This is a genomic window from Streptomyces sp. NPDC051214 (assembly GCF_040682375.1).
GTDB lineage: Bacteria > Actinomycetota > Actinomycetes > Streptomycetales > Streptomycetaceae > Streptomyces.
The window spans coordinates 160,433-183,548 of record NZ_JBFBAT010000011.1; the positions used below are offsets into that span (position 1 = coordinate 160,433).

19 protein-coding genes are annotated in these 23,116 nt (G+C 69.8%); 14 read left to right on the forward strand and 5 right to left on the reverse strand.

Annotated features, from left to right (window positions below; all coding sequences use genetic code 11):
* Position 1: 1 nt before the first annotated feature.
* From AB0M70_RS28325 to mutM, 8 genes are all read left to right on the forward strand, one after another.
* A complete protein-coding gene (locus AB0M70_RS28325; RefSeq protein WP_365824051.1) occupies positions 2–3,208 on the forward strand; it encodes a helicase-related protein in 3,207 nt (1,068 codons plus the stop codon).
* 70 nt (positions 3,209–3,278) lie between these two features.
* Positions 3,279–3,872: a 16S rRNA (guanine(966)-N(2))-methyltransferase RsmD gene (rsmD, locus tag AB0M70_RS28330; protein ID WP_365824053.1), complete on the forward strand. Its 594-nt coding sequence runs from the start codon at positions 3,279–3,281 to the stop codon at positions 3,870–3,872.
* Positions 3,873–3,898: 26 nt separating this feature from the next.
* The gene (gene coaD / locus AB0M70_RS28335) at positions 3,899–4,378 is read left to right on the forward strand and encodes a pantetheine-phosphate adenylyltransferase (RefSeq protein ID WP_365824281.1); all 480 of its coding nucleotides are present in this window, start codon (positions 3,899–3,901) and stop codon (positions 4,376–4,378) included.
* Between the two features lie 110 nt (positions 4,379–4,488).
* On the forward strand, positions 4,489–5,565 hold the full coding sequence (locus tag AB0M70_RS28340) for a cell division initiation protein (RefSeq protein ID WP_365824055.1): 1,077 nt from the start codon (positions 4,489–4,491) through the stop codon (positions 5,563–5,565).
* 133 nt (positions 5,566–5,698) lie between these two features.
* Positions 5,699–6,376: a DUF177 domain-containing protein gene (locus AB0M70_RS28345; protein WP_365824057.1), complete on the forward strand. Its 678-nt coding sequence runs from the start codon at positions 5,699–5,701 to the stop codon at positions 6,374–6,376.
* A gap of 2 nt (positions 6,377–6,378) precedes the next feature.
* Positions 6,379–6,552, forward strand: a complete 174-nt coding sequence (gene rpmF / locus AB0M70_RS28350) for a 50S ribosomal protein L32 (protein ID WP_003965982.1) — start codon at positions 6,379–6,381, stop codon at positions 6,550–6,552.
* Positions 6,553–6,559: 7 nt separating this feature from the next.
* Positions 6,560–7,411 (forward strand): ribonuclease III, encoded by an 852-nt coding sequence (gene rnc, locus AB0M70_RS28355; RefSeq protein WP_365824059.1) that lies wholly within the window; start codon positions 6,560–6,562, stop codon positions 7,409–7,411.
* 112 nt (positions 7,412–7,523) lie between these two features.
* Positions 7,524–8,387, forward strand: coding sequence for a bifunctional DNA-formamidopyrimidine glycosylase/DNA-(apurinic or apyrimidinic site) lyase (gene mutM / locus AB0M70_RS28360; protein ID WP_365824061.1), 864 nt, complete (start codon positions 7,524–7,526; stop codon positions 8,385–8,387).
* On the opposite strand, the gene AB0M70_RS28365 is transcribed toward mutM, so the two are convergent.
* Both AB0M70_RS28365 and AB0M70_RS28370 read right to left on the reverse strand, forming a co-directional pair.
* Positions 8,357–8,740 (reverse strand): helix-turn-helix domain-containing protein, encoded by a 384-nt coding sequence (locus AB0M70_RS28365; RefSeq protein WP_365824063.1) that lies wholly within the window; start codon positions 8,738–8,740, stop codon positions 8,357–8,359. The two genes, mutM and AB0M70_RS28365, sit on opposite strands and share 31 nt — an antisense overlap.
* Before the next feature lie 75 nt (positions 8,741–8,815).
* A complete protein-coding gene (locus AB0M70_RS28370) occupies positions 8,816–9,754 on the reverse strand; it encodes a CAP domain-containing protein (RefSeq protein ID WP_365824283.1) in 939 nt (312 codons plus the stop codon).
* Positions 9,755–9,886: 132 nt separating this feature from the next.
* Here AB0M70_RS28370 and AB0M70_RS28375 point away from each other — a divergent pair, with 132 nt between their 5' ends.
* The 4 genes from AB0M70_RS28375 (at position 9,887) to AB0M70_RS28390 (ending at position 16,228) form a co-directional block, all read left to right on the forward strand.
* On the forward strand, positions 9,887–10,168 hold the full coding sequence (locus AB0M70_RS28375) for an acylphosphatase (protein WP_361838089.1): 282 nt from the start codon (positions 9,887–9,889) through the stop codon (positions 10,166–10,168).
* A gap of 383 nt (positions 10,169–10,551) precedes the next feature.
* A complete protein-coding gene (locus tag AB0M70_RS28380) occupies positions 10,552–10,755 on the forward strand; it encodes a hypothetical protein (RefSeq protein WP_135333243.1) in 204 nt (67 codons plus the stop codon).
* A gap of 250 nt (positions 10,756–11,005) precedes the next feature.
* On the forward strand, positions 11,006–14,569 hold the full coding sequence (gene smc / locus AB0M70_RS28385) for a chromosome segregation protein SMC (protein ID WP_365824066.1): 3,564 nt from the start codon (positions 11,006–11,008) through the stop codon (positions 14,567–14,569).
* 231 nt (positions 14,570–14,800) lie between these two features.
* A complete protein-coding gene (locus AB0M70_RS28390; protein ID WP_365824068.1) occupies positions 14,801–16,228 on the forward strand; it encodes a sugar porter family MFS transporter in 1,428 nt (475 codons plus the stop codon).
* Between the two features lie 44 nt (positions 16,229–16,272).
* On the opposite strand, the gene AB0M70_RS28395 is transcribed toward AB0M70_RS28390, so the two are convergent.
* Both AB0M70_RS28395 and AB0M70_RS28400 read right to left on the reverse strand, forming a co-directional pair.
* Complete coding sequence (locus AB0M70_RS28395) at positions 16,273–17,253, reverse strand: LLM class flavin-dependent oxidoreductase (RefSeq protein ID WP_365824070.1); 981 nt, start codon at positions 17,251–17,253, stop codon at positions 16,273–16,275.
* Positions 17,254–17,360: 107 nt separating this feature from the next.
* Entirely contained in the window at positions 17,361–18,806 is a 1,446-nt protein-coding gene (locus AB0M70_RS28400) for a cytosine permease (protein WP_365824072.1), read from the reverse strand.
* A gap of 198 nt (positions 18,807–19,004) precedes the next feature.
* On the opposite strand from AB0M70_RS28400, the gene ftsY reads away from it, so the two are divergent.
* Positions 19,005–20,213, forward strand: a complete 1,209-nt coding sequence (gene ftsY, locus AB0M70_RS28405; protein WP_365824074.1) for a signal recognition particle-docking protein FtsY — start codon at positions 19,005–19,007, stop codon at positions 20,211–20,213.
* 105 nt (positions 20,214–20,318) lie between these two features.
* Here ftsY and AB0M70_RS28410 read toward each other — a convergent pair whose 3' ends face one another.
* Positions 20,319–20,981, reverse strand: coding sequence for a bifunctional DNA primase/polymerase (locus tag AB0M70_RS28410; RefSeq protein ID WP_365824076.1), 663 nt, complete (start codon positions 20,979–20,981; stop codon positions 20,319–20,321).
* Between the two features lie 421 nt (positions 20,982–21,402).
* Between AB0M70_RS28410 and AB0M70_RS28415 the strand changes: the two genes are divergently transcribed.
* Positions 21,403–22,878, forward strand: a complete 1,476-nt coding sequence (locus tag AB0M70_RS28415; RefSeq protein WP_365824078.1) for a hypothetical protein — start codon at positions 21,403–21,405, stop codon at positions 22,876–22,878.
* The last annotated feature ends 238 nt before the right edge of the window (positions 22,879–23,116 follow it).

Consider the following 23,116-nt stretch of genomic DNA (forward strand, 5'->3'; position numbering starts at 1 on the left):
AATGGATCTCGTGCCCGCGCTCGAAGAACCCCTGAAGAAAGTGGTCGGTCCCGCCACCGCGAAGGTGATGGCCGAGCACCTGGACCTGCACACGGTCGGCGACCTGCTGCACCACTACCCGCGGAGGTACGCGGAGCGGGGCGAGCTCACCCGCCTCGCCGACCTCCCGCTGGACGAGCACGTCACGGTGGTCGCCCAGGTCGCCACGGCGCGCATCCTGACGTTCAACGGCGGCAGGGGCCAGCGCCTCGAAGTGACCATCACCGACGGCAGCGGCCAGCTCCAACTGGTCTTCTTCGGCCGGGGCATCCACAAGCCGCACAAGGACCTGCTGCCGGGCACGCGCGCGATGTTCGCGGGCAAGGCGTCCGTCTTCAACCGCAAGATGCAGCTCGCACACCCGGCGTACGAATTGCTCAAGGGCGACGCCGACGAGGCGGTCGACTCCTGGGCGGGCGCCCTCATCCCGATCTATCCGGCCACGGCGAAGCTGGAGTCCTGGAAGATCGCCAAATCCGTCGACGCGGTCCTGCCCAGCGCCCAGGAGGCCGTCGACCCGCTGCCGCCGAGTCTGCGGGAGGGGCGGGAGCTGATCCCGCTCCCCGAAGCGCTCCTGAAGATCCACCGTCCGCACACCAAGGCGGACATCGAGTCCGCCCGCGCCCGCCTGAAGTGGGACGAGGCCTTCGTCCTCCAAGTGGCCCTGGCCCGCCGGAGGTATGCGGACGCGCAACTCCCCGCCACCGCCCGCCGCCCCCGCGAGGGCGGCCTGCTCGACGCCTTCGACGCCAAGCTGCCCTTCACCCTCACCGAGGGCCAGGAGAAGGTCAGCAAGGAGATCTTCGACGACCTGGCGACGGAACACCCGATGCACCGCCTCCTCCAGGGCGAGGTGGGTTCCGGCAAGGCACAGCCGCTCGATTCGCTGGTTCTGACCCCTGAGGGCTTTCGGCCGATGGGCGACATGAGCGTGGGTACCACCGTCGTCGTGCCCACCGGGGAGATCGCCGTGATCGACGGCGTCTTTCCGCAGGGCGAGCGGGACGTGTGGAAACTGAACCTCTCCGACGGCAGCTCTGTGGAATGCGACGACGAGCACCTCTGGATCGTCGGCACGAGTTGTGGCTGGCACCGTGGCCAGGCGCCCAAGACGCTGACGACCAAAGAGATCCGCCTCGATCCGCACAAGGCGAACGGTTCGTCGAAGTGGTACCTCCCCGCAGCGACACCGGTCGATCTCGGAACCGATGCTCAGCTACCGCTCGACCCGTACCTCTTCGGGCTGCTGCTGGGTGACGGTTCGTTCCGGCACAACTTGCGGCTTTCCACCATCGACGACGAGATCCGTGACGCGGCGGCCGCTGCCGTGGCGCCGGACTGCCGGCTGGTCCCGGTGAGCGGCTCCTCCTGCGACCATACGATCCAGCTCTCCCACCGGGCAGGAGGCACCCGCAACCCCGTCATCCAGCAGCTGCGCGACTTGGGACTTTGGGGCGAGACGTCACACGGCAAGTTCATTCCCGACGTGTTCAAGAACACGTCGATCAAGAACCGACTTGCTCTGCTGCAAGGCCTCCTGGACACGGACGGCACAATTCAGGCGAATGGACTGAGCATCTCACTGTGCTCCGCATCGCCCAGGCTCGCTGAGGATGTCGCGTGGCTCGTCCGCTCGCTCGGCGGCCGGGCAAGAGTGCTGCCGAAGAGGTCGGCCTTCAACGTGTCGATCGCGTTGCCCGACGAGTACGCGCCTTTCAGGCTGTCCCGCAAGGCGGACCGCGTGCGCACCCGGCCGAAGTACAACACCTTCCGCAGAGGCATCCGCAGCGTCGAGTTCGTCGGACGTAAGCCGGTCCAGTGCATCAGCGTCGCCCACCCGAGCAGGGCGTATGTCACCGACAACTTCACTGTCACGCACAACACGATGGTCGCCCTGCGCGCCATGCTCGCCGTCGTCGACGCGGGCGGGCAGGCCGCGATGCTCGCGCCGACCGAGGTCCTGGCGCAGCAGCACCACCGGTCGATCACCGAGATGATGGGCGAGCTCGCCGAGGGCGGCATGCTCGGAGGCTCGGACCAGGGCACCAAGGTCACGCTGCTGACCGGCTCCATGGGTGTCGCGGCCCGCCGCCAGGCCCTGCTCGACCTGGTCACCGGAGAGGCCGGGATCGTCATCGGCACGCACGCGCTGATCGAGGACAAGGTCCAGTTCCACGACCTGGGCCTGGTCGTCGTCGACGAACAGCACCGCTTCGGGGTCGAGCAGCGCGACGCCCTGCGCGGCAAGGGCAAGCAGCCCCCGCACCTCCTCGTCATGACGGCCACGCCCATCCCGCGCACGGTGGCGATGACGGTCTTCGGCGACCTGGAGACCTCCGTCCTGGACCAGCTCCCGGCCGGCCGTTCACCGATCGCCAGCCACGTCGTGCCCGCCGAGGACAAGCCCCACTTCCTGGCGCGCGCGTGGGAGCGCGTGCGCGAGGAGGTGGAGAACGGCCACCAGGCGTACGTGGTCTGCCCCCGGATCGGCGATGAGGACGACGACCCGAAGAAGGCCAAGAAGAAGGCCGAGGACGAAGCCACCGCCGAGAAGCGGCCCCCGCTCGCCGTGATCGAGGTCGCCGAGCAGCTCGCCCGCGGACCGCTGAGCGGCCTCAAGATCGAGGTCCTGCACGGCCGCATGCAGCCCGACGACAAGGACGCGGTGATGCGCCGCTTCGCCGCGGGCGAGACCCAGGTCCTGGTCGCCACGACGGTCATCGAGGTCGGCGTGAACGTCCCGAACGCCACCGCCATGGTGATCATGGACGCCGACCGCTTCGGCGTATCGCAGCTGCACCAGCTGCGCGGCCGCGTCGGCCGTGGCTCGGCCCCCGGCCTCTGCCTCCTGGTCACCGAGATGCCGGAGGCCAGCCCCGCCCGCGGCCGCCTCGGTGCCGTGGCCGCCACGCTCGACGGCTTCGAGCTCTCCCGGATCGACCTGGAGCAGCGCCGCGAGGGCGACGTCCTCGGCCAGGCGCAGTCCGGCGTCCGCTCCAGCCTGCGCATGCTCGCCGTCATCGAGGACGAGGAGATCATCGCCGAGGCCCGCGAGGAGGCCGTGTCGGTGGTCTCGGCCGACCCGGATCTGGAGCACCTGCCCGAGCTGCGCACCGCCCTCGACGCCCTCCTGGACGACGAGCGCGAGCAGTACCTCGACAAGGGCTGACAGGCGGCGCGGCCACCGGGACTGAGAGACTGGGGCCGGACCACCCGTACGTACACCGACAAGGACTCAGATGACCCGCGTGATCGCCGGTGTGGCCGGCGGACGTCGCCTAGCCGTCCCGCCGGGAACCGGCACACGGCCCACGACCGACCGTGCGCGCGAGGGCCTGTTCTCCACCTGGCAGGCCCTGGAAGGCACGCTGGACGGCGCGCGCGTCCTCGACCTGTACGCCGGGTCCGGAGCCATCGGCCTCGAAGCGCTCTCGCGCGGCGCAAGCCACGCCCTGCTCGTCGAGGCGGACGCCCGCGCGGTGCGCACCGTCCGGGAGAACGTGAAGTCGATCGGTCTGCCCGGCGCCGAGGTCAGGGCGGGCAAAGCCGCCCAGATCATCCAGGGCGGCGCCCCCACCACCCCGTACGACCTGGTCTTTCTCGACCCTCCGTACGTCGTCACCGACGACGATCTTCGCGAGATACTGCTCACACTCCGCGCCGGGGGCTGGCTCACGGACGATGCGCTCGTCACCGTTGAACGCAGTACCAGAGGCGGAGAATTCGGCTGGCCCGACGGCTTCGAAGCACTGAGGTCCCGTCGCTACGGCGAAGGCACGTTTTGGTACGGTCGCGCCGCCTCTACGTGCGACGACTCAGTGATCGCGCCATGACCGGACCGGAGAGCGAGGGAGTTCAGTTGCGCCGCGCCGTCTGTCCGGGGTCATTCGACCCCATCACCAATGGACACCTCGACATCATCGCCCGCGCCTCCAGGCTGTACGACGTGGTGCACGTCGCGGTGATGATCAATCAGTCGAAGAAGGGCCTGTTCACCGTCGACGAGCGGATCGAGCTGATCCGCGAGGTGACCGCCGACTTCGGGAACGTGGAGGTCGAGTCCTTCCACGGCCTCCTCGTCGACTTCTGCAAGCAGCGCGACATCCCGGCCATCGTCAAGGGCCTGCGCGCGGTCAGCGATTTCGACTACGAACTCCAGATGGCCCAGATGAACAACGGCCTCTCGGGTGTCGAGACGCTCTTCGTGCCCACCAACCCCACCTACAGCTTCCTGTCCTCCTCGCTCGTCAAGGAGGTCGCGGCCTGGGGCGGCGACGTCGCCCACCTGCTGCCGCCGGTGGTCCACGAGGCGCTGACCGAGCGCATCGGCAAGAAGTGACTGCCCCCCGGGCGAACTGACAGCCCGTCACCCGGTGTCGGACGGCCGCCGACTGGCCTTACAGTCGTGCCGTCCGTCTCCAACCAGCTGTAGAGAGTGGCGAGCACACGGTGGACGTGCAGAAGAAGATCGATGAGATCGTCGACGCGGTCGGCAGTGCCCGGTCCATGCCGATGTCGGCCTCGTGCGTGGTCAACCGCGCCGATCTGCTGTCGATGCTCGAAGAGGTGCGCCAGGCGCTGCCCGGCTCCCTCGCCCAGGCCCAGGAGCTCATCGGCGGCCGCGAGCAGCTCGTCGAGCAGGCCCGCCAGGAGGCGGAGCGGATCATCGAGACCGCGCACGCCGAGCGCGGTTCGCTGATCTCCGACACGGAGGTCGCCCGCAACTCCCAGGGCGAGGCCGAACGCATCCTCGCCGAGGCCCGCCAGGCCGCCGAGGAGGTCCGCGTCGAGGCCGACGACTACGTGGACAGCAAGCTGGCCAACTTCGAGGTCGTCCTCACCAAGACCCTCGGCTCGGTCGGCCGCGGCCGCGAGAAGCTCCTCGGCACCGGTCCCGGCCTCGACGAGCAGGGCTACGAGGACGAGGACGCCCCCCAGCGCAGCCTCGACCCCGAGACGCTGCGCCGCGACGCGGACGCGTACGTCGACGCCAAGCTCGGTGCCTTCGAGGCGGTCCTCGCCAAGACCCTGGAGGCGGTCGGCCGCGGCCGCCAGACCCTGCACGGCCGCGCGCCCGCCGACGACCTGGCGGGCCTCGCCGACGGCGGCCTGGGCTCCCAGGCGCACACCACGGACGCCGAGTACCTCGCGGGCCTCACCGACCCCACGGCGCCCGCGGCCCCCGCGGCTCCCGCCCCGGTGGCCCCGCAGCCTCCCCAGGCGCCCCCGCAGATCCCGGCCCAGCAGCCGTACGCGCCGCCCCAGCAGGAGCCGGACCCGTACGCGTACCAGCAGCAGGACCAGTACGGCTACCAGCAGCAGTACGCCCAGCAGGACCCGTACGCCTACCAGCAGCAGGATCCGTACGGCTACGCGCAGCAGGGGTACGACCCCTCCCAGCAGCAGGGGTACGCGGAGCCGCAGCAGCAGCATCACCAGGCGCCCGGCGTGCTCGACGAGACCAGCCTCTTCGACACCGGCATGATCACGGCGGAGCAGCTGCGTCAGTACGAACAGGGCCGCTGAGGCCGGGTCCGTGCTCCTCGCGGGACCGGATTGGGCCGAGAGCGAAAGGTCCAGTATCCTGGTTCTTCGGTCGCGCGTACGTCCGCGATCCAGGCTGCCCGGCTGACGAGCGAAGCTCGTTTTGGGGCGGCCCTTGAACTTCCAGGATTCGAAAGCAGGAAAAGCCCTGAGTGCTCGCCTTGACCACCGCAACCCCCTCGTGTTCGACACACACGAGCTGGGTCGGCGTCCCGGTGCGCTGCAGCGGCTGACCCGTTCCGTCGAAGCGCCCGGTTCGCCGGCCGTCCTCGGCATCGAAGGGGTCATCGGAGTGCCGGCCGGCGCTCCGGTCGAGCTGAAGATCCGCCTTGAGTCGGTCATGGAAGGGGTGCTTGTCACAGGCACCGCCCGTGCGTCGGCCGAGGGGGAGTGCGTAAGGTGTCTGGAGCCGCTGAAGCTTGAGGTGGAAGCGGATTTCCAGGAGATGTTCTCGTACCCTGACGCCGACGACCGGGGCCGCACCGCGGAACCGGCCGACGACGCCGAGGACGACGAGGACAGGCTCTATCTCGAGGACGGCTTGTTCGACCTCGAGCCTGTGCTGCGTGATGCGGTGGTGCTTGCACTGCCGATGCAGCCGGTGTGCCGGGACGACTGTCCGGGTCTGTGTTCCCAGTGTGGGGCACGGCTCGCGGACGACCCGGACCACCACCATGACGCCGTCGACATTCGTTGGGCGGCATTGCAGGGACTCGCCGGGACCATCCAGGACGGCGAGAAGGACGACGTGAGCGGCGCCGAAGCCGGCGTCGACGAGAAGCAGGAGAAGTAGCCGTGGCTGTTCCGAAGCGGAAGATGTCGCGCAGCAACACGCGCCACCGCCGGTCGCAGTGGAAGGCTGCGGTCCCCACCCTGGTTTCGTGTGAGCGTTGCCAGGAGCCGAAGCTCCAGCACATCGCGTGCCCGAGCTGCGGCACGTACAACAAGCGCCAGGTCCTCGAGGTCTGAGCGGCTGGTGAGAGGCACCGTGTCTAGCCACAAGATGGCGGAAGACGCCAACGCTGAAAAGGCTGCAAACGCCAAGAAGCAGGCGGAAAACACGGCCTCGTCCCACACGCTTTTGGAAGGGCGGCTCGGGTACAGACTCGAGTCCGCCCTTCTGGTGCGTGCACTGACCCACCGTTCGTACGCGTACGAGAACGGCGGTCTGCCGACGAATGAACGGCTCGAGTTCCTCGGGGACTCGGTGCTGGGACTCGTCGTCACGGACACGCTCTATCGCACCCACCCCGACCTGCCCGAAGGCCAGCTGGCCAAGTTGCGGGCCGCGGTGGTCAATTCGCGTGCGCTGGCGGAGGTCAGTCGTGGCCTCGAACTCGGCCTCTTCATCCGGCTCGGCCGGGGCGAAGAGGGCACGGGTGGCCGGGACAAGGCATCCATCCTCGCCGACACCCTTGAAGCGGTGATCGGCGCGGTCTATCTGGACCAGGGTCTGGACGCGGCGGGCGAGCTGGTACACCGGCTCTTCGACCCGCTGATCGAAAAGTCCTCGAACCTGGGTGCGGGCCTGGACTGGAAGACCAGCCTCCAGGAGCTCACCGCGACCGAGAGCCTCGGCGTTCCCGAGTACCTCGTCACGGAGAGCGGCCCCGACCACGAGAAGACCTTTACTGCTGCCGCCCGCGTCGGAGGCGTCTCGTACGGCACCGGCACCGGCCGCAGCAAGAAGGAAGCGGAGCAGCAGGCCGCGGAGTCCGCCTGGCGCGAGATTCGCGCTGCCGCGGATGAGCGGATCAAGGCGGCGGAAGCCGATGCCGCTGCCGCTGCTGTGAAGGTTGACGGGGGCTCCGAAGCTCCGTCCGCCTGACAAGCGCTTTACTGTTGGTGCCGGTCGCCTTTTGGTGGCCGGCACCAGCCTTTTTCGCCGCTTCGCGGCGGGTTTCCCACCCGCCCGCCCGTCACCCGGAGTCAAGACCCCCATGCCCGAACTGCCCGAGGTAGAAGTCGTCCGGCGTGGGCTTGAGCGCTGGGTGGCTCACCGCACCGTCGCCGATGTCGAGGTGCGGCATCCGCGTGCCGTGCGGCGGCACCTCGCGGGCGGCGACGACTTCGGGCAGCGTCTCAAGGGCCACCGGGTCGGTACGGCGATGCGGCGCGGCAAGTATCTGTGGCTGCCGCTGGAGGACAGCGGCACCTCGATCCTCGCCCATCTCGGCATGAGCGGGCAGCTGCTCGTCCAGCCCCAAGAGGCGCCCGACGAGAAGCACTTGCGGATCCGTGTGCGGTTCGCCGACGCGCTCGGCACCGAGCTGCGCTTCGTCGACCAGCGGACCTTCGGCGGTCTCTCGCTGCACGAGAACACCCCGGACGGGCTGCCGGACGTCATCGCGCACATCGCACGCGATCCGCTGGACGAGCAGTTCGACGACGCGGCCTTCCACGCCGCGCTGCGCCGCCGCCGTACGACGATCAAACGGGCCCTGCTCGACCAGTCGTTGATCAGCGGCGTCGGCAACATCTACGCGGACGAGGCCCTTTGGCGGGCGAAGCTGCACTACGAGCGTCCCACGGCCACGTTCACGCGCCCCCGCACGGACCAACTCCTGGGCCACGTCAGGGACGTGATGAACGCGGCGCTGGCTGTCGGCGGCACGAGCTTCGACAGCCTGTACGTGAACGTGAACGGCGAGTCGGGGTACTTCGAGCGGTCGCTCGACGCCTACGGACGCGAGGACGAGCCGTGCCGCCGCTGCGGTACGGCGATGCGCCGGCGCCCCTGGATGAATCGCTCCAGCTATTTCTGCCCGCGCTGTCAGCGGCCGCCGGTCGCCCGCTTGTCGTAGCGGTCGCGCGCTTCGAGCACGCCGTCCATCCTGCCCTCCACGAAGTGGATGAGGTTCATCAGGCGGTCGGTGATCTCGCGGCCCAGCGGGGTCAGCTCGTAGTCCACCCGCGGCGGATTCGTGGGCTGCGCCTCGCGGTGCACCAGGCCGTCGCGTTCCAGTGCGTGCAGCGTCTGGGACAGCATCTTCTCGCTCACGCCGTCGACCCGGCGGCGCAGTTCGTTGAAACGGAACGTGCCCTCGTGCAGCGCGCCCAGGGTGAGTGCGCCCCAGCGGCCGGTGACGTGCTCCAGGGTGCCGCGCGAGGGGCACTGCTTGGAGAACACGTCGTACGCCAGATCCTGGGAGTCCATACAGGCAGCATACTCCCGCACAGCGCTGACCCAGGGGGAGCGCTAACTGGAGGTTAGTGCTTCTGGTGAGGGGATCTAGAAGCCGAAGTCCTGCGTCCACCACGGGCCGCCCGGCGCGAAGTGCGCGCCGACGCCCAGGGTCTTGTAGTCGCAGTTGAGGATGTTGGCGCGGTGGCCGGGGCTGTTCATCCAGGCGTCCATCACGGACTGCGCGTTGGCCTGGCCCCGGGCGATGTTCTCGCCGCCCAGGTCCGATATCCCGGCCTTCTCGGCGCGGTCCCAGGGGGTCGCGCCGTCCGGGTCGGTGTGGTCGAAGAAGTCGCGCTCGGCCATGTCCGAGCTGAAGTCACCGGCGAGCGAGGCGAGCGCGGCGTCACCGCTCACGGGGGAGCAGCCCACCTTGGCGCGCTCCTGGTTGACCAGGGTGAGCACGTCCGCCTCGGCGACGCTCTCCGCGGACGGGGACTTCGAACCGGTGGACGGCGGGGTCTTGGTCTTCTCGGCGGGCTTGCGCGAGGGGCCCGGGGGCGTCGTCTCTTTCTTCTTCTCGTCGGTCCGGGGCGCGGGCGCCTTGGACGACGGCTTCTTCGACGGCTCGGCCGAGGGCTTCTCGGTGGTCCGCGAGGGGGAGGGGGCCGGGGCGTCCGGGCGCTCGGAGCCGCGGCTCGGCGGGGCCGTCTCGCGCTCGGCGGTGCCCGTGTCGCCGCCCTGGGGCGACACCTCGCTGGGAGTCGTGGCGGCCCGCACCTTGTTCGAGTCGCCGCCACCGCCCAGGGAGTAGTTGTCGGCGCCCGGGATCAGGCCGGACGCGACCGCCACGGCACCCATGGCCACGGCTGCCGAGACCCCGAGCAGGCCGGTGCGCACCGGGGCGGCACGGCCCTTGCGGCGATGTGACACGGTGGCGGGGCGGGGCTCCGGGACGCCGGCATGTCCGCCCGCGTATGTGTCGGAGACCCCAGTGGCGCGGCCGGTGGCGGCTGCCCCTGCGCCGGAGCGTCGGTGGCGTCCCATCTCCTGGCCTTCCTCGTCCTCAGCGGTCAACGTGGCTCACCCATACGAGTGAGGCTCATCGTGTCGGGACTGTACGCGATGGCGCATGGGGACGAAGTGCTCCGAGAGCAATTGGCCGGTTAGCGTGCACCCATGAACGAAGAAGTCAGAGTCACGGCCTGGGTGCGTGGCCAGGTGCAAGGCGTGGGTTTCCGCTGGTTCACGCGGGCCAAGGCTCTGGAGATCGGGGGCCTGAGTGGTTTTGCTCTCAATTTGGAGGACGGCCGTGTGCAGGTCGTCGCCGAGGGTCCCCGCGCGGGCGCCCAGGGGCTGCTCGACTGGCTGCGTACGGGCGACACACCCGGCCGCGTCGACGGCGTCACTGAGATCTGGGACACTCCGCGCGGCATCTACGACACCTTCGCGATTCGCTGACGGACAGCTGTCGCGCGGGCCCGCTCCCGTGGGGCCGTGGCAACTGCCCGGGGCAGAAAACGCCTGGTGGTTGCCAAGAACGTCCCGTCGTGGCAGGCTCCCGGGTGAAGGATGATCGACACGCCCTCAGGGCCCCGCAGCAGAGGCAGCGCCGCCGTTTCCACGGCCGCAGGCCCCCGGGTTGCCCGCCAATACGGGGCGTGATCGTGTTGACCGTCAAACTTTTTGGTGAGACTCTGGAAGCCCCGCGCACCTTAGCTGTTTGGCATGTGAGAACGGCCCTGCAAAACCAGCACGAACAACGAGTGCCAAGCACCGCGGGTGCGATTCCCTCACGACCCACACCGCTTCGGTCGGTCACTCATTGTGGAGGACCATCCATCATGGCAAAGGCGCTTCTCGGTTACGTCGGCGGTTCCGACCCGCGACTTCTCGCCGAGATGCGACGGCTCCAGCAACGCGTCCAGGACCTGGAATCTGAGCTCGTGAAGATCCAGGCCGAGAACGACGCGCTCGCGGCTGCCGCTTCTCACGAATCGCTCCTGGAGAGCATCGACGTACCCCAGGCGGAGCCTGCGCTCACCTGACCACCATCTTCAGCAAGGCGCTCAGCTCACACGACCGTGCGTAACGCCTCTTCGCGTCACGCGTGCTCCGGTCTGTGGGATGCCTGTTAACGCATGAGGTCAGGCTGCCCATGTCAGCCGCTTGTCCAGATCTGCAAGGGACGCTTCGGCGTCCCTTCTTTCTTGTCGCCGCATGGCCCTATTCCGTTACACCTGATGTGCCCTGCATGTTCCTGGGTGAAACGGTCAGTGAAAGGTAGAGTCCGGCGGCGTGCACCTCAAGGCCCTGACACTGCGCGGTTTCAAATCCTTCGCGTCGGCGACGACGCTGAAGTTCGAGCCCGGCATCACCTGCGTCGTCGGACCGAACGGCTCCGGCAAGTCCAATGTCGTGGACGCGCTGTCCTGGGTCATGGGCGAGCAGGGCGCCAAGTCGCTGCGCGGCGGCAAGATGGAGGACGTCATCTTCGCCGGCACCACCGGGCGCCCGCCGCTCGGCCGTGCCGAGGTGTCCCTCACCATCGACAACTCCGACGGCGCGCTGCCCATCGAGTACGCCGAGGTCACCATCACGCGGATCATGTTCCGCAACGGCGGCAGCGAGTACCAGATCAACGGCGACACCTGCCGGCTGCTCGACATCCAGGAGCTGCTCTCCGACTCCGGCATCGGGCGCGAGATGCACGTCATCGTCGGCCAGGGTCAGCTCGACGGCGTCCTGCACGCCGACCCCATGGGGCGCCGCGCCTTCATCGAGGAGGCCGCGGGCGTCCTCAAGCACCGCAAGCGCAAAGAGAAGGCGCTGCGCAAGCTCGACGCGATGCAGGCCAACCTCGCGCGCGTACAGGACCTGACCGACGAACTGCGGCGTCAGCTCAAGCCGCTCGGCCGGCAGGCCGCCGTGGCGCGCAGGGCCGCCGTCATCCAGGCCGACCTGCGCGACGCCCGCCTCCGGCTGCTCGCCGACGACCTCGTACGCATGCGGGACGCGCTGCGGACCGAGGTGGCCGACGAGGCGGAGCTCAAGCGGCGCAAGGACACCGCCGAGGCCGAGCTGAAGAAGGCGCTCCAGCGGGAGGCGGAGCTCGAGGACGAGGTGCGCCGCCTCACGCCACGGCTCCAGCGGGCGCAGCAGACGTGGTACGAGCTGTCGCAGCTGGCCGAGCGCGTGCGCGGCACCGTCTCCCTTGCCGACGCCCGGGTCAAGAGCGCCACCGCCGCGCCCCCGGAGGAGCGGCGCGGCCGTGACCCCGAGGACATGGAGCGCGAGGCCGCGCGGATCCGCGAGCAGGAGGCGGAGCTCGAAGCCGCCCTGGAGGCCGCGGAGCACGCCCTTGAGGACACCGTCGGCCACCGCGCCGACCTGGAGCGGGAGCTGGCCGTCGAGGAGCGCCGCCTCAAGGACGTGGCGCGGGCCATCGCCGACCGGCGCGAAGGCCTCGCCCGGCTGAACGGCCAGGTCAACGCGGCGCGCTCGCGGGCGGGCTCCGCACAGGCCGAGATCGACCGGCTCGCCCTCGCGCGTGACGAGGCGGGGGAGCGCGCGGTCGCCGCCCAGGAGGAGTACGAGCAGCTGAAGGCGGAGGTCGACGGGCTCGACGCCGGTGACGCGGAGCTCGGCGAGCGGCACGACGAGGCGAAGCGTTCCCTCACGGAGGCCGAGGGCGCGCTGACCGCCGCCCGGGAGGCGGCCACCGCCGCCGAACGCAAGCGCGCCGCGGTCGCCGCCCGGCACGAGGCGCTCGCGCTCGGCCTGCGGCGCAAGGACGGGACGGGGGCGCTGCTCGCCGCCAAGGACCGCCTCGCGGGGCTGCTCGGTCCCGCGGCCGAGCTGCTGTCGATCACCCCGGGGCACGAGGTCGCGGTCGCGGCGGCGTTCGGCGCGGCGGCGGACGCGATCGCCGTGACCACACCGGCGTCGGCGGCGGAGGCCATCCGGCTGCTGCGCAAGCAGGACGCGGGCCGGGCCGCGCTGCTCCTCGCGGGGGCGCCGGACGCCGGCCCCGGTGACGTACGTCAGGGGAGTGCTCAAGGGCCGCCCATGGTCGCCGAACTGGTGCGCGGGCCCGAGGAGTTGATGCCCGCGGTGCGGCGGCTGCTGCGCGGGATGGTCGCCGTCGGCACCCTTGAGGACGCCGAGGACTTCGTCTACGCCCACCCGCAGCTCACCGCCGTCACCGCCGAAGGCGACCTGCTCGGGGCGCACTTCGCGCAGGGCGGGTCGGCAGGGGCGCCCAGCCTGCTCGAAGTACAGGCATCCGTCGACGAGGCGGCGGCCGAGCTCGAGCAACTCGCCGAACAGTGCGAGGAGTTGGCGCACGCCCAGCAGGAAGCCGGCGAGCGGCGCAAGGAGGTGGCCGCGCTCGTCGAGGAGCTGGGGGAGCGCAGGCGCGCCGCCGACCGGGAGAAGTCCGCCGTGGCCCAGCAGTTGGGGGCGCTCGCCGGGCAGGCGCGTGGCGCGGCGGGCGAGGCCGAGCGCAGTGCGGCCGCCGCGGCGAAGGCCCAGGAAGCGCTGGACAAGGCGGTCGAGGACGCCGAGGAGCTGGCCGAGCGGCTCGCCGTGGCCGAGGAGGCTCCGGTCGAGGAGGAGCCCGACACCTCGGTGCGTGACCGGCTGGCCGCCGACGGGGCCAACGCCCGGCAGACCGAGATGGAGGCCAGGCTCCAGGTACGTACGCACGAGGAGCGGGTCAAGGGCCTGGCGGGACGCGCCGACTCGTTGGACAGGGCCGCGCGCGCCGAACGCGAGGCACGCGCGCGTGCCGAGCAGCGCAAGGCCCGGATGCGGCACGAGGCCGCGGTCGCCGAGGCCGTGGCCCGTGGCGCGCGGCAGCTGCTCGCACACGTCGAGGTGTCCCTCGTGCGGGCCGAGCAGGAACGTGCCGCCGCCGAGCAGGCCAAGGAGGTGCGGGAGCGGGATCTGACCGCCGAGCGGGGCCAGGGGCGTGACCTCAAGGCGGAGCTCGACAAACTGACGGATTCAGTCCACCGCGGCGAGGTACTCGGTGCCGAGAAGCGGCTGCGGATCGAGCAGCTGGAGTCCAAGGCACTGGAGGAACTCGGTGTGGAACCGGCAGGACTCGTGTCCGACTACGGCCCCGACCAGCTCGTGCCGCCCTCCCCCGCGGCCGAGGGCGAGGAGCTCCCCGATGACCCGGAACACCCGCGCAACCGGCCCGTGCCGTACGTCCGCGGTGAGCAGGAGAAGCGGCTGAGGTCAGCCGAACGGGCGTACCAGCAGCTCGGGAAGGTGAACCCGCTGGCGCTCGAGGAGTTCGCCGCGCTTGAGGAGCGTCACAAGTTCCTGAGCGAGCAGCTCGAGGACCTGAAGAAGACGCGGGCCGACCTCCTGCAAGTGGTGAAGGAGGTCGACGAGCGCGTCGAGCAGGTCTTCACCGAGGCCTACCGGGACACCGCCCGTGAGTTCGAGGGCGTCTTCTCGCGGCTCTTCCCTGGCGGCGAGGGACGGCTCATCCTGACCGACCCCGAGAACATGCTCGCCACGGGTGTCGACGTCGAGGCGCGCCCGCCGGGCAAGAAGGTCAAGCGCCTCTCGCTGCTCTCCGGCGGTGAGCGGTCCCTGACCGCCGTCGCGCTGCTCGTCTCGATCTTCAAGGCACGGCCGAGTCCCTTCTATGTGATGGACGAGGTCGAGGCCGCGCTCGACGACACCAACCTGCAGCGGCTCATCCGCATCATGGAGGAGCTGCAGGAGGCCTCGCAGCTCATCGTGATCACGCACCAGAAGCGGACGATGGAGGTCGCCGACGCGCTGTACGGCGTGTCCATGCAGGGCGACGGCGTCTCGAAGGTGATCAGCCAGCGGCTCCGGTAGCCGCTCGCCGGTGCCCTTCGTCACCCCTTCTCCATAACTTCAAGACTTGAACGAACTACGCCTCAGGAGTCCCTGAAAGTCACAGGAACCCAGGTATTGACTTCGAAACTTGAAGACATAGTCTCTGCAACGTTGCTTTTACCTTCAGGTGGTGGGCGGCGTGAAGTTGTGCGCCACTTGAAGTGCTCACCCCCACCCCCGGCGATGTTGCCGGTGGCCCGAGGAGTCCATGTGACCAGCACAACGAAGGCGCCGCAGCCCGGCCACGGCAGAGAGGCCCAGCCGGACCATCTCGGCCATGTCATCTTCATTACGGCGGCCGCCGCGATGGGTGGCTTCCTGTTCGGCTACGACAGTTCGGTGATCAATGGCGCGACCGTCGCCATCCAGCACCGGTTCGACGTCGACGCCAACATGCTCGGCTGGATCATCGCCACCGCACTGCTCGGCTGTGCCGTCGGTGCCGCGATCGCCGGCCGTATCGCCGACCGCATCGGCCGCATCCGCTGCATGCAGATCGCCGCCGTCCTCTTCGCGGCGAGCGCCGTCGGTTCGGCCCTGCCGTTCGCGGCGTGGGACCTGACGATGTGGCGCTTCATCGGCGGCATCGGCATCGGCATGGCGTCCGTCATCGGCCCGGCCTACATCGCCGAGGTCGCGCCGCCCGCCTACCGAGGCCGCCTCGCCTCGTTCCAGCAGGCCGCGATCGTCATCGGCATCGCCGTCTCCCAGCTGGTCAACTGGGCCATCCTGAACATGGCGGACGGTGACCAGCGCGGCAAGCTCCTGGGCCTCGAGGCCTGGCAGCTGATGCTCGGCGTCATGGTCATCCCGGCCCTCCTCTACGGCCTGCTCTCCTTCGCGATCCCCGAGTCGCCGCGCTTCCTCATCTCCGTCGGCCGCAACACCGAGGCCAAGAAGGTCCTCGGCGAGGTCGAGGGAACCAAGATCGACCTCGACGCCCGCGTCACCGAGATCGAGGAGGGCATGCGCCGCGAGCACAAGTCCTCGTTCAAGGACCTGCTCGGCAAGGTCGGCTTCCTGCCGATCGTCTGGATCGGCATCGGCCTCTCGGTGTTCCAGCAGCTCGTCGGCATCAACGTGATCTTCTACTACTCGAACCAGCTGTGGCAGTCGATCGGCAAGGACCCGAGCAGCTCGTTCCTGTACTCGTTCGAGACGTCGATCGTGAACATCGTTGGTACGGTCATCGCGATGATCTTCGTCGACCGCATTGGCCGCAAGCCGCTGGCCATCATCGGCTCGGCCGGCATGGCGCTCGCGCTCTTCACCTGCGCCTGGGCGTTCTCCTACCGCACCGGCACCGGCGACAACGTCTCGCTGCCGGACGCGCAGGGCCTGACGGCGATCATCGCCGCCAACTTCTTCGTGCTCTTCTTCGCCCTCTCCTGGGGCGTGGTGGTCTGGGTGCTGCTCGGCGAGATCTTCCCGAACCGCATCCGCGCCGCGGCGCTCGGTGTGGCGGCCTCGGCCCAGTGGCTCGCGAACTTCGCGATCACCAAGACCTTCCCGAGCATGTCCGAGTGGAGCCTGACCGGCTCGTACATCATCTACGGCGCCTTCGCCGTGATCTCGATCCCCTTCGTCATGAAGTTCGTCAAGGAGACGAAGGGCAAGACCCTGGAGGAGATGGGCTAATCCCCGCTGCCCCTCCTCTGAGGAAGCTGCCCCGGTTCAAGGACCTACTCCTTGAGCCGGGGCAGTACGTTTTCGCAGAAGTGGTGCAGGCTGCGCCAGCCCTCGTCGACCGGCATCCCGCCGGAGAGCGGATGCAGCACGAGATTGGCCGCGCCGCCCTGCACGTACGCCACGCACTGGTCGGGCGTCAGGACGCGGTAGACGCCCTCGGCGCGCAGCTCGTCGACCGTGGTCGCGCTCGACTTCACCGCCGAGCGGATGTCCTTGGACTGCCAGGAGGCGTACGTACGGGCCTCGTGCAGGAAGTGCTCGCCGTGCTCGGCCCAGGTGCGGTCCGGGTCGTCCGCGATGTGCAGGAGCGGGGTCTCGGCGGCGGGCATCATCGTCCAGCCCTCGGTGCCGTACTCCGCGAGGCGTGCGTTGTAGTACGCCTCGAGCTCCGGCAGATGGGCGCTGGGGAAGAACGGCAGGCCGAGCCGGGCCGCGCGGCGGGCCGCCGCCTGCGAGGAGCCGCCGACCAGGAGCATCGGATGCGGCTGGGTGTACGGACGCGGGGTGACGCGCGCGGTGCGGCCGCGGAACTCGAAGGGCTGGCCCGTCCACGCCTGCAGCAGGGTCTGCAGGAGCTCGTCCTGCAGCTTGCCGCGCCGCTTCCAGTCGACGCCGAACGCCTCGTACTCCTCGGGCCGGTAGCCGATCCCCGCCACCGTGACGAGGCGCCCGCCGCTGAGCAGATCCAGTACGGCGATGTCCTCGGCGAGCCGCAGCGGATCGTGCAGCGGGCCGATGATCGCGGAGACCGTGACCGCGATGCGCCGGGTCGCACCGAAGACCGCGCCGGCGAAGGTGAAGGGCGAGGGCAGCCAGTTGTTGCCGACGCCGTGGTGCTCCTCGGTCTGCACGGTGGAGATGCCCCGGTCGTCGGCGTACGTGGCCATCTCCAGGGCGGCCTTGTAGCGATCGCTCAGCGAGGAGGGCGTGGCATCCGGATCGACGAGGTTGAGGCGTACGACTGTGACGGGCATGGGAACGTCCCCCTTCACCGTGTGCGGGCGAAGAGGGACGTTAGGTGATGCGGTGTCAGATGACCAGGGTCCGTGGGCAGTTGGTCCGGATCAGCCGCGCAGCGGCCTCAGGCCGAGACCAGCTCCGTCTCGTCCCCGCCCTTGCCTTCGGGGGCCTCGACGGCCGGGGTCCGCGGAAGCACCGCGTACAGCGCGGCGGCGATGAGGATCGTGGCCAGCCAGCCCAGGCCGTTGCGGCCGATCCAGGAGGTGGCGAGCGGGCCGCTGAACCAGTCGACCTTCGTGAAGAGGAGGCCCATCACCAGGGCAATCGCCCACGCGGTCATGGCCTGCCAGGCGAAGCCCGCCTTGTACCAGTAGGCGCTGGTGCGCTTGGTGTCCATCAGCGCCTCGCCGTCGTACGTCTTCCTGCGCAGCATGTCGACGCCGAAGACGCCGATCCAGGCGGAGAAGGCGACCGCGAGCAGCGTCAGGAAGGAGATGAACGAGCCGATGAAGCTGGTGGCCACGTTCATCAGGAGGTAGCCGAAGATCAGGCTGATGATGGCGTTGATCGAGACCGCCCACGTGCGCGGGACCTTGATGCCGAGCGTCATGGCGGTGAAGCCCGCGGAGTACATCGACATCGAGTTGATCAGGAGCATGCCGATCAGGGCCATCAGCAGGTACGGCACCGCGATCCACGTCGGGAGCAGCTCGCCGAGGAAGGAGACCGGGTCCGATGCCTTCGACAGGCTCGGCGTGCTGACCGCCATGACGGCGCCCATCAGGACCATCGGGACGACGACGATGCCGGCGCCGCCGATGGCGTTGCCCACCAGGGCCTTGTTGGACGCCTTGCGCGGGAGGTAGCGCGTGAAGTCCGGGCCGGTGGGGACCCAGCTGATGCCGCCGGCGGCGATCACGCCGACGCCCGCGACCATGGCCGCGGTGGAGCCCGCGGGCCGCGAGAAGACGTCCGACCAGGGGGTGTTGGCCACCAGGTAGACGAGGACGAGGACGCTGAACGCGCCGAAGAGGTACGTGGCCCAGGTGTTGCAGATGTGCAGGACCTTGCGGCCCAGGCCGCTGATGACGAACGTGCAGGCGACGAAGGCGATCAGCGTCACGATCGTCAGCCACGTGCTGGACTCCACGCCGAAGCAGATGTCCAGGACGGTGATGATCGCGTACGCGCCCGTGACTGCGTTGATCGTCTCCCAGCCCCAGCGGGCGATCCAGATGAGCGAGCCGGGGAAGAGGTTGCCGCGCTGGCCGAAGACGGCGCGCGAGAGGGTCATGCCGGGGGAGCCGCCGCGCTTGCCCGAGATGGAGATCAGACCGACCAGGCCGTAGCTGAGAAGGGGCGAGACCAGGGCGACGACCAGGGCCTGCCAGAAGTTGAGGCCGTTGGTCACGATGAGACCCGCGCCCATGGTGAGCAGCAGGACGCTGATGTTGGCCGCCACCCACGTGGGGAACAGCTCGCGGGCCTTGCCGGTGCGCTCGGAGTCGGGGACGGGCTCGAGGCCGCGTGTCTCCAGGGCGCCTTCGTTTTCGGCGGTGGTGCTCATGGGGTGGGGTCCGTGCCTCTCGCTCGGATCGCAACGCCGCGATCCGTCCGTGGGGGTGATCGCGTTGGACTCTACGCGCGTTGATGCGGAGAGCTCCATCGTACTTTAGTCCGAGTAGTGCCCTCTATGAGCTTATGTTCTTTGGAGGAAGCTACAGCTTGGGCCTGTGTTGCCCCCATGGCTGATACTGGGGAGGTTATGGAAATCGTCATCCTTGCTGTAGTCATCGCCGTGGTCGTGATCGGCGCGCTCGGCGGGCTCGTGATCGGCAGCCGCAAGAAGAAGCAGCTGTCGCCGAAGGCCCCGTCGTCCACGCCCACCATCACCGCTCCTCCGGCCGAGCCGCATGTCGGCGACGAGGCCGAGACGCCGCGCGACGAACCGCGCCGCACGATCGAGGAGGTGGAACTTCCGCTCGCCGAGCCGTCGGCGTCGGCCCCCGTCGTCATCGAGGAGCCGGCCGCCCCGGAGGTCGAGACCCCGGAGCCCACGGCAGGTCGCCTGGTCCGTCTGCGCTCGCGCCTCTCGCGCTCGCAGAACGCACTCGGCAAGGGGCTGCTCACGCTCCTCTCCCGCGAGCACCTGGACGAGGACACCTGGGAGGAGATCGAGGACACGCTCCTCACCGCCGACGTCGGCGTCGCCCCCACGCAGGAACTGGTCGAGCGGCTCCGCGAGCGCGTCCGCGTGCTCGGCACCCGTACCCCCGACGAGCTGCGCACGCTGCTGCGCGAGGAACTCGTGGCGCTCGTCGACCCGGACCTCGACCGCACGGTCAAGACCGAGTCGGGCCTGGAGACGCCCGGCATCGTGATGGTCGTCGGCGTGAACGGCACCGGCAAGACCACCACCACCGGCAAGCTCGCCCGCGTCCTGGTCGCCGACGGCCGCTCCGTGGTCCTCGGCGCCGCGGACACGTTCCGCGCGGCCGCCGCCGACCAGCTGCAGACCTGGGGCGAGCGCGTCGGCGCCCGCACGGTCCGCGGCCCCGAGGGCGGCGACCCCGCCTCGATCGCCTTCGACGCGGTCAAGGAAGGCATCGCGGAAGGCGCCGACGTCGTCCTCATCGACACCGCGGGCCGTCTGCACACCAAAACCGGCCTGATGGACGAGCTCGGCAAGGTCAAGCGCGTCGTCGAGAAGCACGCGCCGCTCGACGAGGTGCTGCTCGTCCTGGACGCCACGACCGGGCAGAACGGCCTGGTGCAGGCGCGGGTCTTCGCCGAGGTCGTCGACATCACCGGCATCGTCCTGACGAAGCTGGACGGCACGGCCAAGGGCGGCATCGTCGTCGCGGTCCAGCGCGAGCTGGGCGTGCCCGTGAAGCTGATCGGACTCGGCGAGGGCGCGGACGACCTGGCGCCGTTCGAGCCCGAGGCGTTCGTCGACGCGCTGATCGGCGAGTAGCCACCAGGCGTTCGGTGCCACGCGGGCGCTCGGCGCCGCGCACGAAGAAATGCCCCACCCCGGGGTGCAGCCGGGGTGGGGCATTTCGTGTGCGGGCGCCGGTCGCTACGCCGGTGAGCGATGGGCCACGTACGCCAGGGTCCCGAGGAGAAGCCGTGCCTGGGGCGGGTGCGTCGCCGAGTCCAGGTCCGGGGCGCGGAGCCAGCGGACCGGGCCGAGGCCCGCGCGGTCGGAGGGCGGGGCGGTGATGTGTGTGCCGGGGCCCAGGCCGTGCAGGTCGATGCCGGCGTCGTCCCAGCCCATGCGGTAGAGCAGCTGGGGGAGTTCGGCGGCGGCGCCGGGGGCGACGAAGAAGTGCGCGCGGCCCTCCGGGGTGGCGGCCACCGGGCCGAGCGGCAGGCCCATGCGCTCCAGGCGGACCAGCGCCCTGCGTCCGGCGGCCTCCGCCACCTCGATGACGTCGAAGGCGCGGCCCACGGGCAGCAGTACGGCGGCGCCGGGGAACTGCGCCCAGGCCTCGGTCACTTCGTCGAGCGTCGCCCCGGCGGGGACCTCGGGGGCGAACTCCAGGGGGTGGGCGCCGGGGGCGGCGCAGTCGGCCGCGCCGCAGGAGCAGCGGCCGTCGAGTGCGCGTGCGCCGGGGACCGCTGCCCATCCCCACAGTCCGGTGTACTCCGCCACCGCGGTGCAGTCCGACGTGCGGCCGCGCCGCCGTGAACCGGTGCGAGGCTTGTCCGTTCCCCGGATGCCGCCGATCGTGAAGCCCATGCCCCCTCCAACGGGTCGAGCGCGGTGTGGTTACGTGACGGAATCGGATCGTGACCCTGTGTTTTTGTGCGGCGCCCGGTGGCCCAAGGGGCATGCGTCCGGTCATGCGCGCCCCGAAGTGCTCCCTTCCGCCCACCTTCGGTCGTCCACTGTCAAGTCAATCGCTTGTCGCGGCCCGGGAGTTCATTCGAAGGGGTGGCGAATGGTGGCGTTTCCGCGATCGCCCTCGCCGGAGGGGTGATCGTAGGACTACTTTCAGTGCACGGACCCTGAGTGCCGTGCACTCGTGGGTATGCCGGAGGCAAGTCGGTTTCCTGTTCGATGGGTGACGTTCTCCGGACGGAGGGCCGCGCCGCGCGGCATTCTGGTAGGGCTTGGCGTGGGACTGCGCGTAAGTGTCTTGAGGGATGGGGGCGTTCCAGTGGGCGGCAATGGCGGAAGTGGTGCGAACGCTGAGAAGCGCCCCAACGAACTGCTCAATTCCTGGTTCGTGCGCAGCGGCTGGTCGAAGGGCGAGCTGGCGCGCCAAGTGAACCGCAGGGCACGGCAGTTGGGCGCGCACCACATCTCCACCGACACCTCACGGGTGCGGCGCTGGCTGGACGGCGAGAACCCCCGCGAGCCCATCCCGCGCATCCTCTCCGAGCTGTTCTCCGAGCGGTTCGGCTGTGTGGTCGCCGTCGAGGACCTCGGGCTGCGCGCCGCGCACCAGTCGCCGTCCGTCTCGGGCGTCGACCTGCCCTGGACCGGGCCCCAGACCGTCGCGCTCATCAGTGAGTTCTCGCGCAGCGACCTGATGCTGGCCCGGCGCGGCTTCCTCGGCACCTCGCTCGCGCTCTCCGCCGGTCCCTCCCTCATCGAGCCCATGCAGCGCTGGCTGGTGCCGGGGCCGACGACGCCGGTCGGCGACCCGGAGCCGCCCACCCCGTCCCGCAGGCCCGGCAGGCTCTCCAGGCCGGAGCTCGACCTCCTGGAGTCCACGACCGTCATGTTCCGGCAGTGGGACGCGCAGTGCGGCGGCGGCCTGCGGCGCAAGGCGGTCGTCGGCCAGCTGCACGAGGTGACGGACCTGTTGCAGGAGCCGCAGCCGGAGGCCACGTCCAAGCGGCTCTTCAAGGTCGCGGGCGAACTGGCCGAGCTGGCCGGCTGGATGAGCTACGACGTGGGTCTCCAGCCCACCGCCCAGAAGTACTTCGTGCTTGCCCTGCACGCCGCGAAGGAAGCGGGCGAGAAGCCCCTCGGTTCGTACATCCTCTCCAGCATGAGCCGCCAGATGATCCACCTCGGACGGCCGGACGACGCGCTCGAACTGATCCACCTCGCGCAGTACGGCAGCCGTGACTGCGCGAGCCCCCGCACCCAGGCCATGCTGTATGCGATGGAGGCCCGCGCCTACGCCAGCATGGGCCAGCCCGGCAAGTGCAAGCGGGCCGTCCGCATGGCCGAGGACACCTTCGCCGACGCCGCCGACTTCGACGAGCCCGAGCCCGACTGGATCCGCTTCTTCTCCGAGGCCGAGCTGAACGGCGAGAACGCCCACTCGTTCCGCGACCTGGCCTACGTCGCGGGACGCAGCCCGACGTACGCCTCACTCGCCGAGCCCGTCATGGAGCGCGCCGTCGACCTCTTCGGCAAGGACTCCGAGCACCAGCGTTCGTACGCACTGAACCTCATCGGGATGGCCACGGTTCACCTGCTCAGGCGCGAGCCCGAGCAGAGCACGGTCCTCGCGGGCCAGGCCCTGACCATCGCCAAGAAGGTGCGCTCCGAGCGGGTCAACACCCGCCTCCGCAAGACCGTGGACACCGCCGTGCGGGACTTCGGCGACATCGCCGAGGTCGTGCAGCTCACCGACCAGCTCGCCATCGACATGCCCGAGACCGCGGAGGCGGTCTGACGGGCCCCGCCAGAACTCCGGCCGCGGAGGTCCATCCCGAACTGCCCGACTCGGCTCCCCCACGCCAAGTCAATCGGATGGCCGCCGCGGCCGGTTTTTTCTGTGTGCGCAGGGTAGGAAAACGCGCCCCGCCCGACCCGGCAGTTCATGGACGCGTAACACGCATGACCTCTTCGTCACTGCGGCGAAACATCGAGGGGCGCCCCCCGAAACGGCGCTGGGCCAATCTCATGGCGCA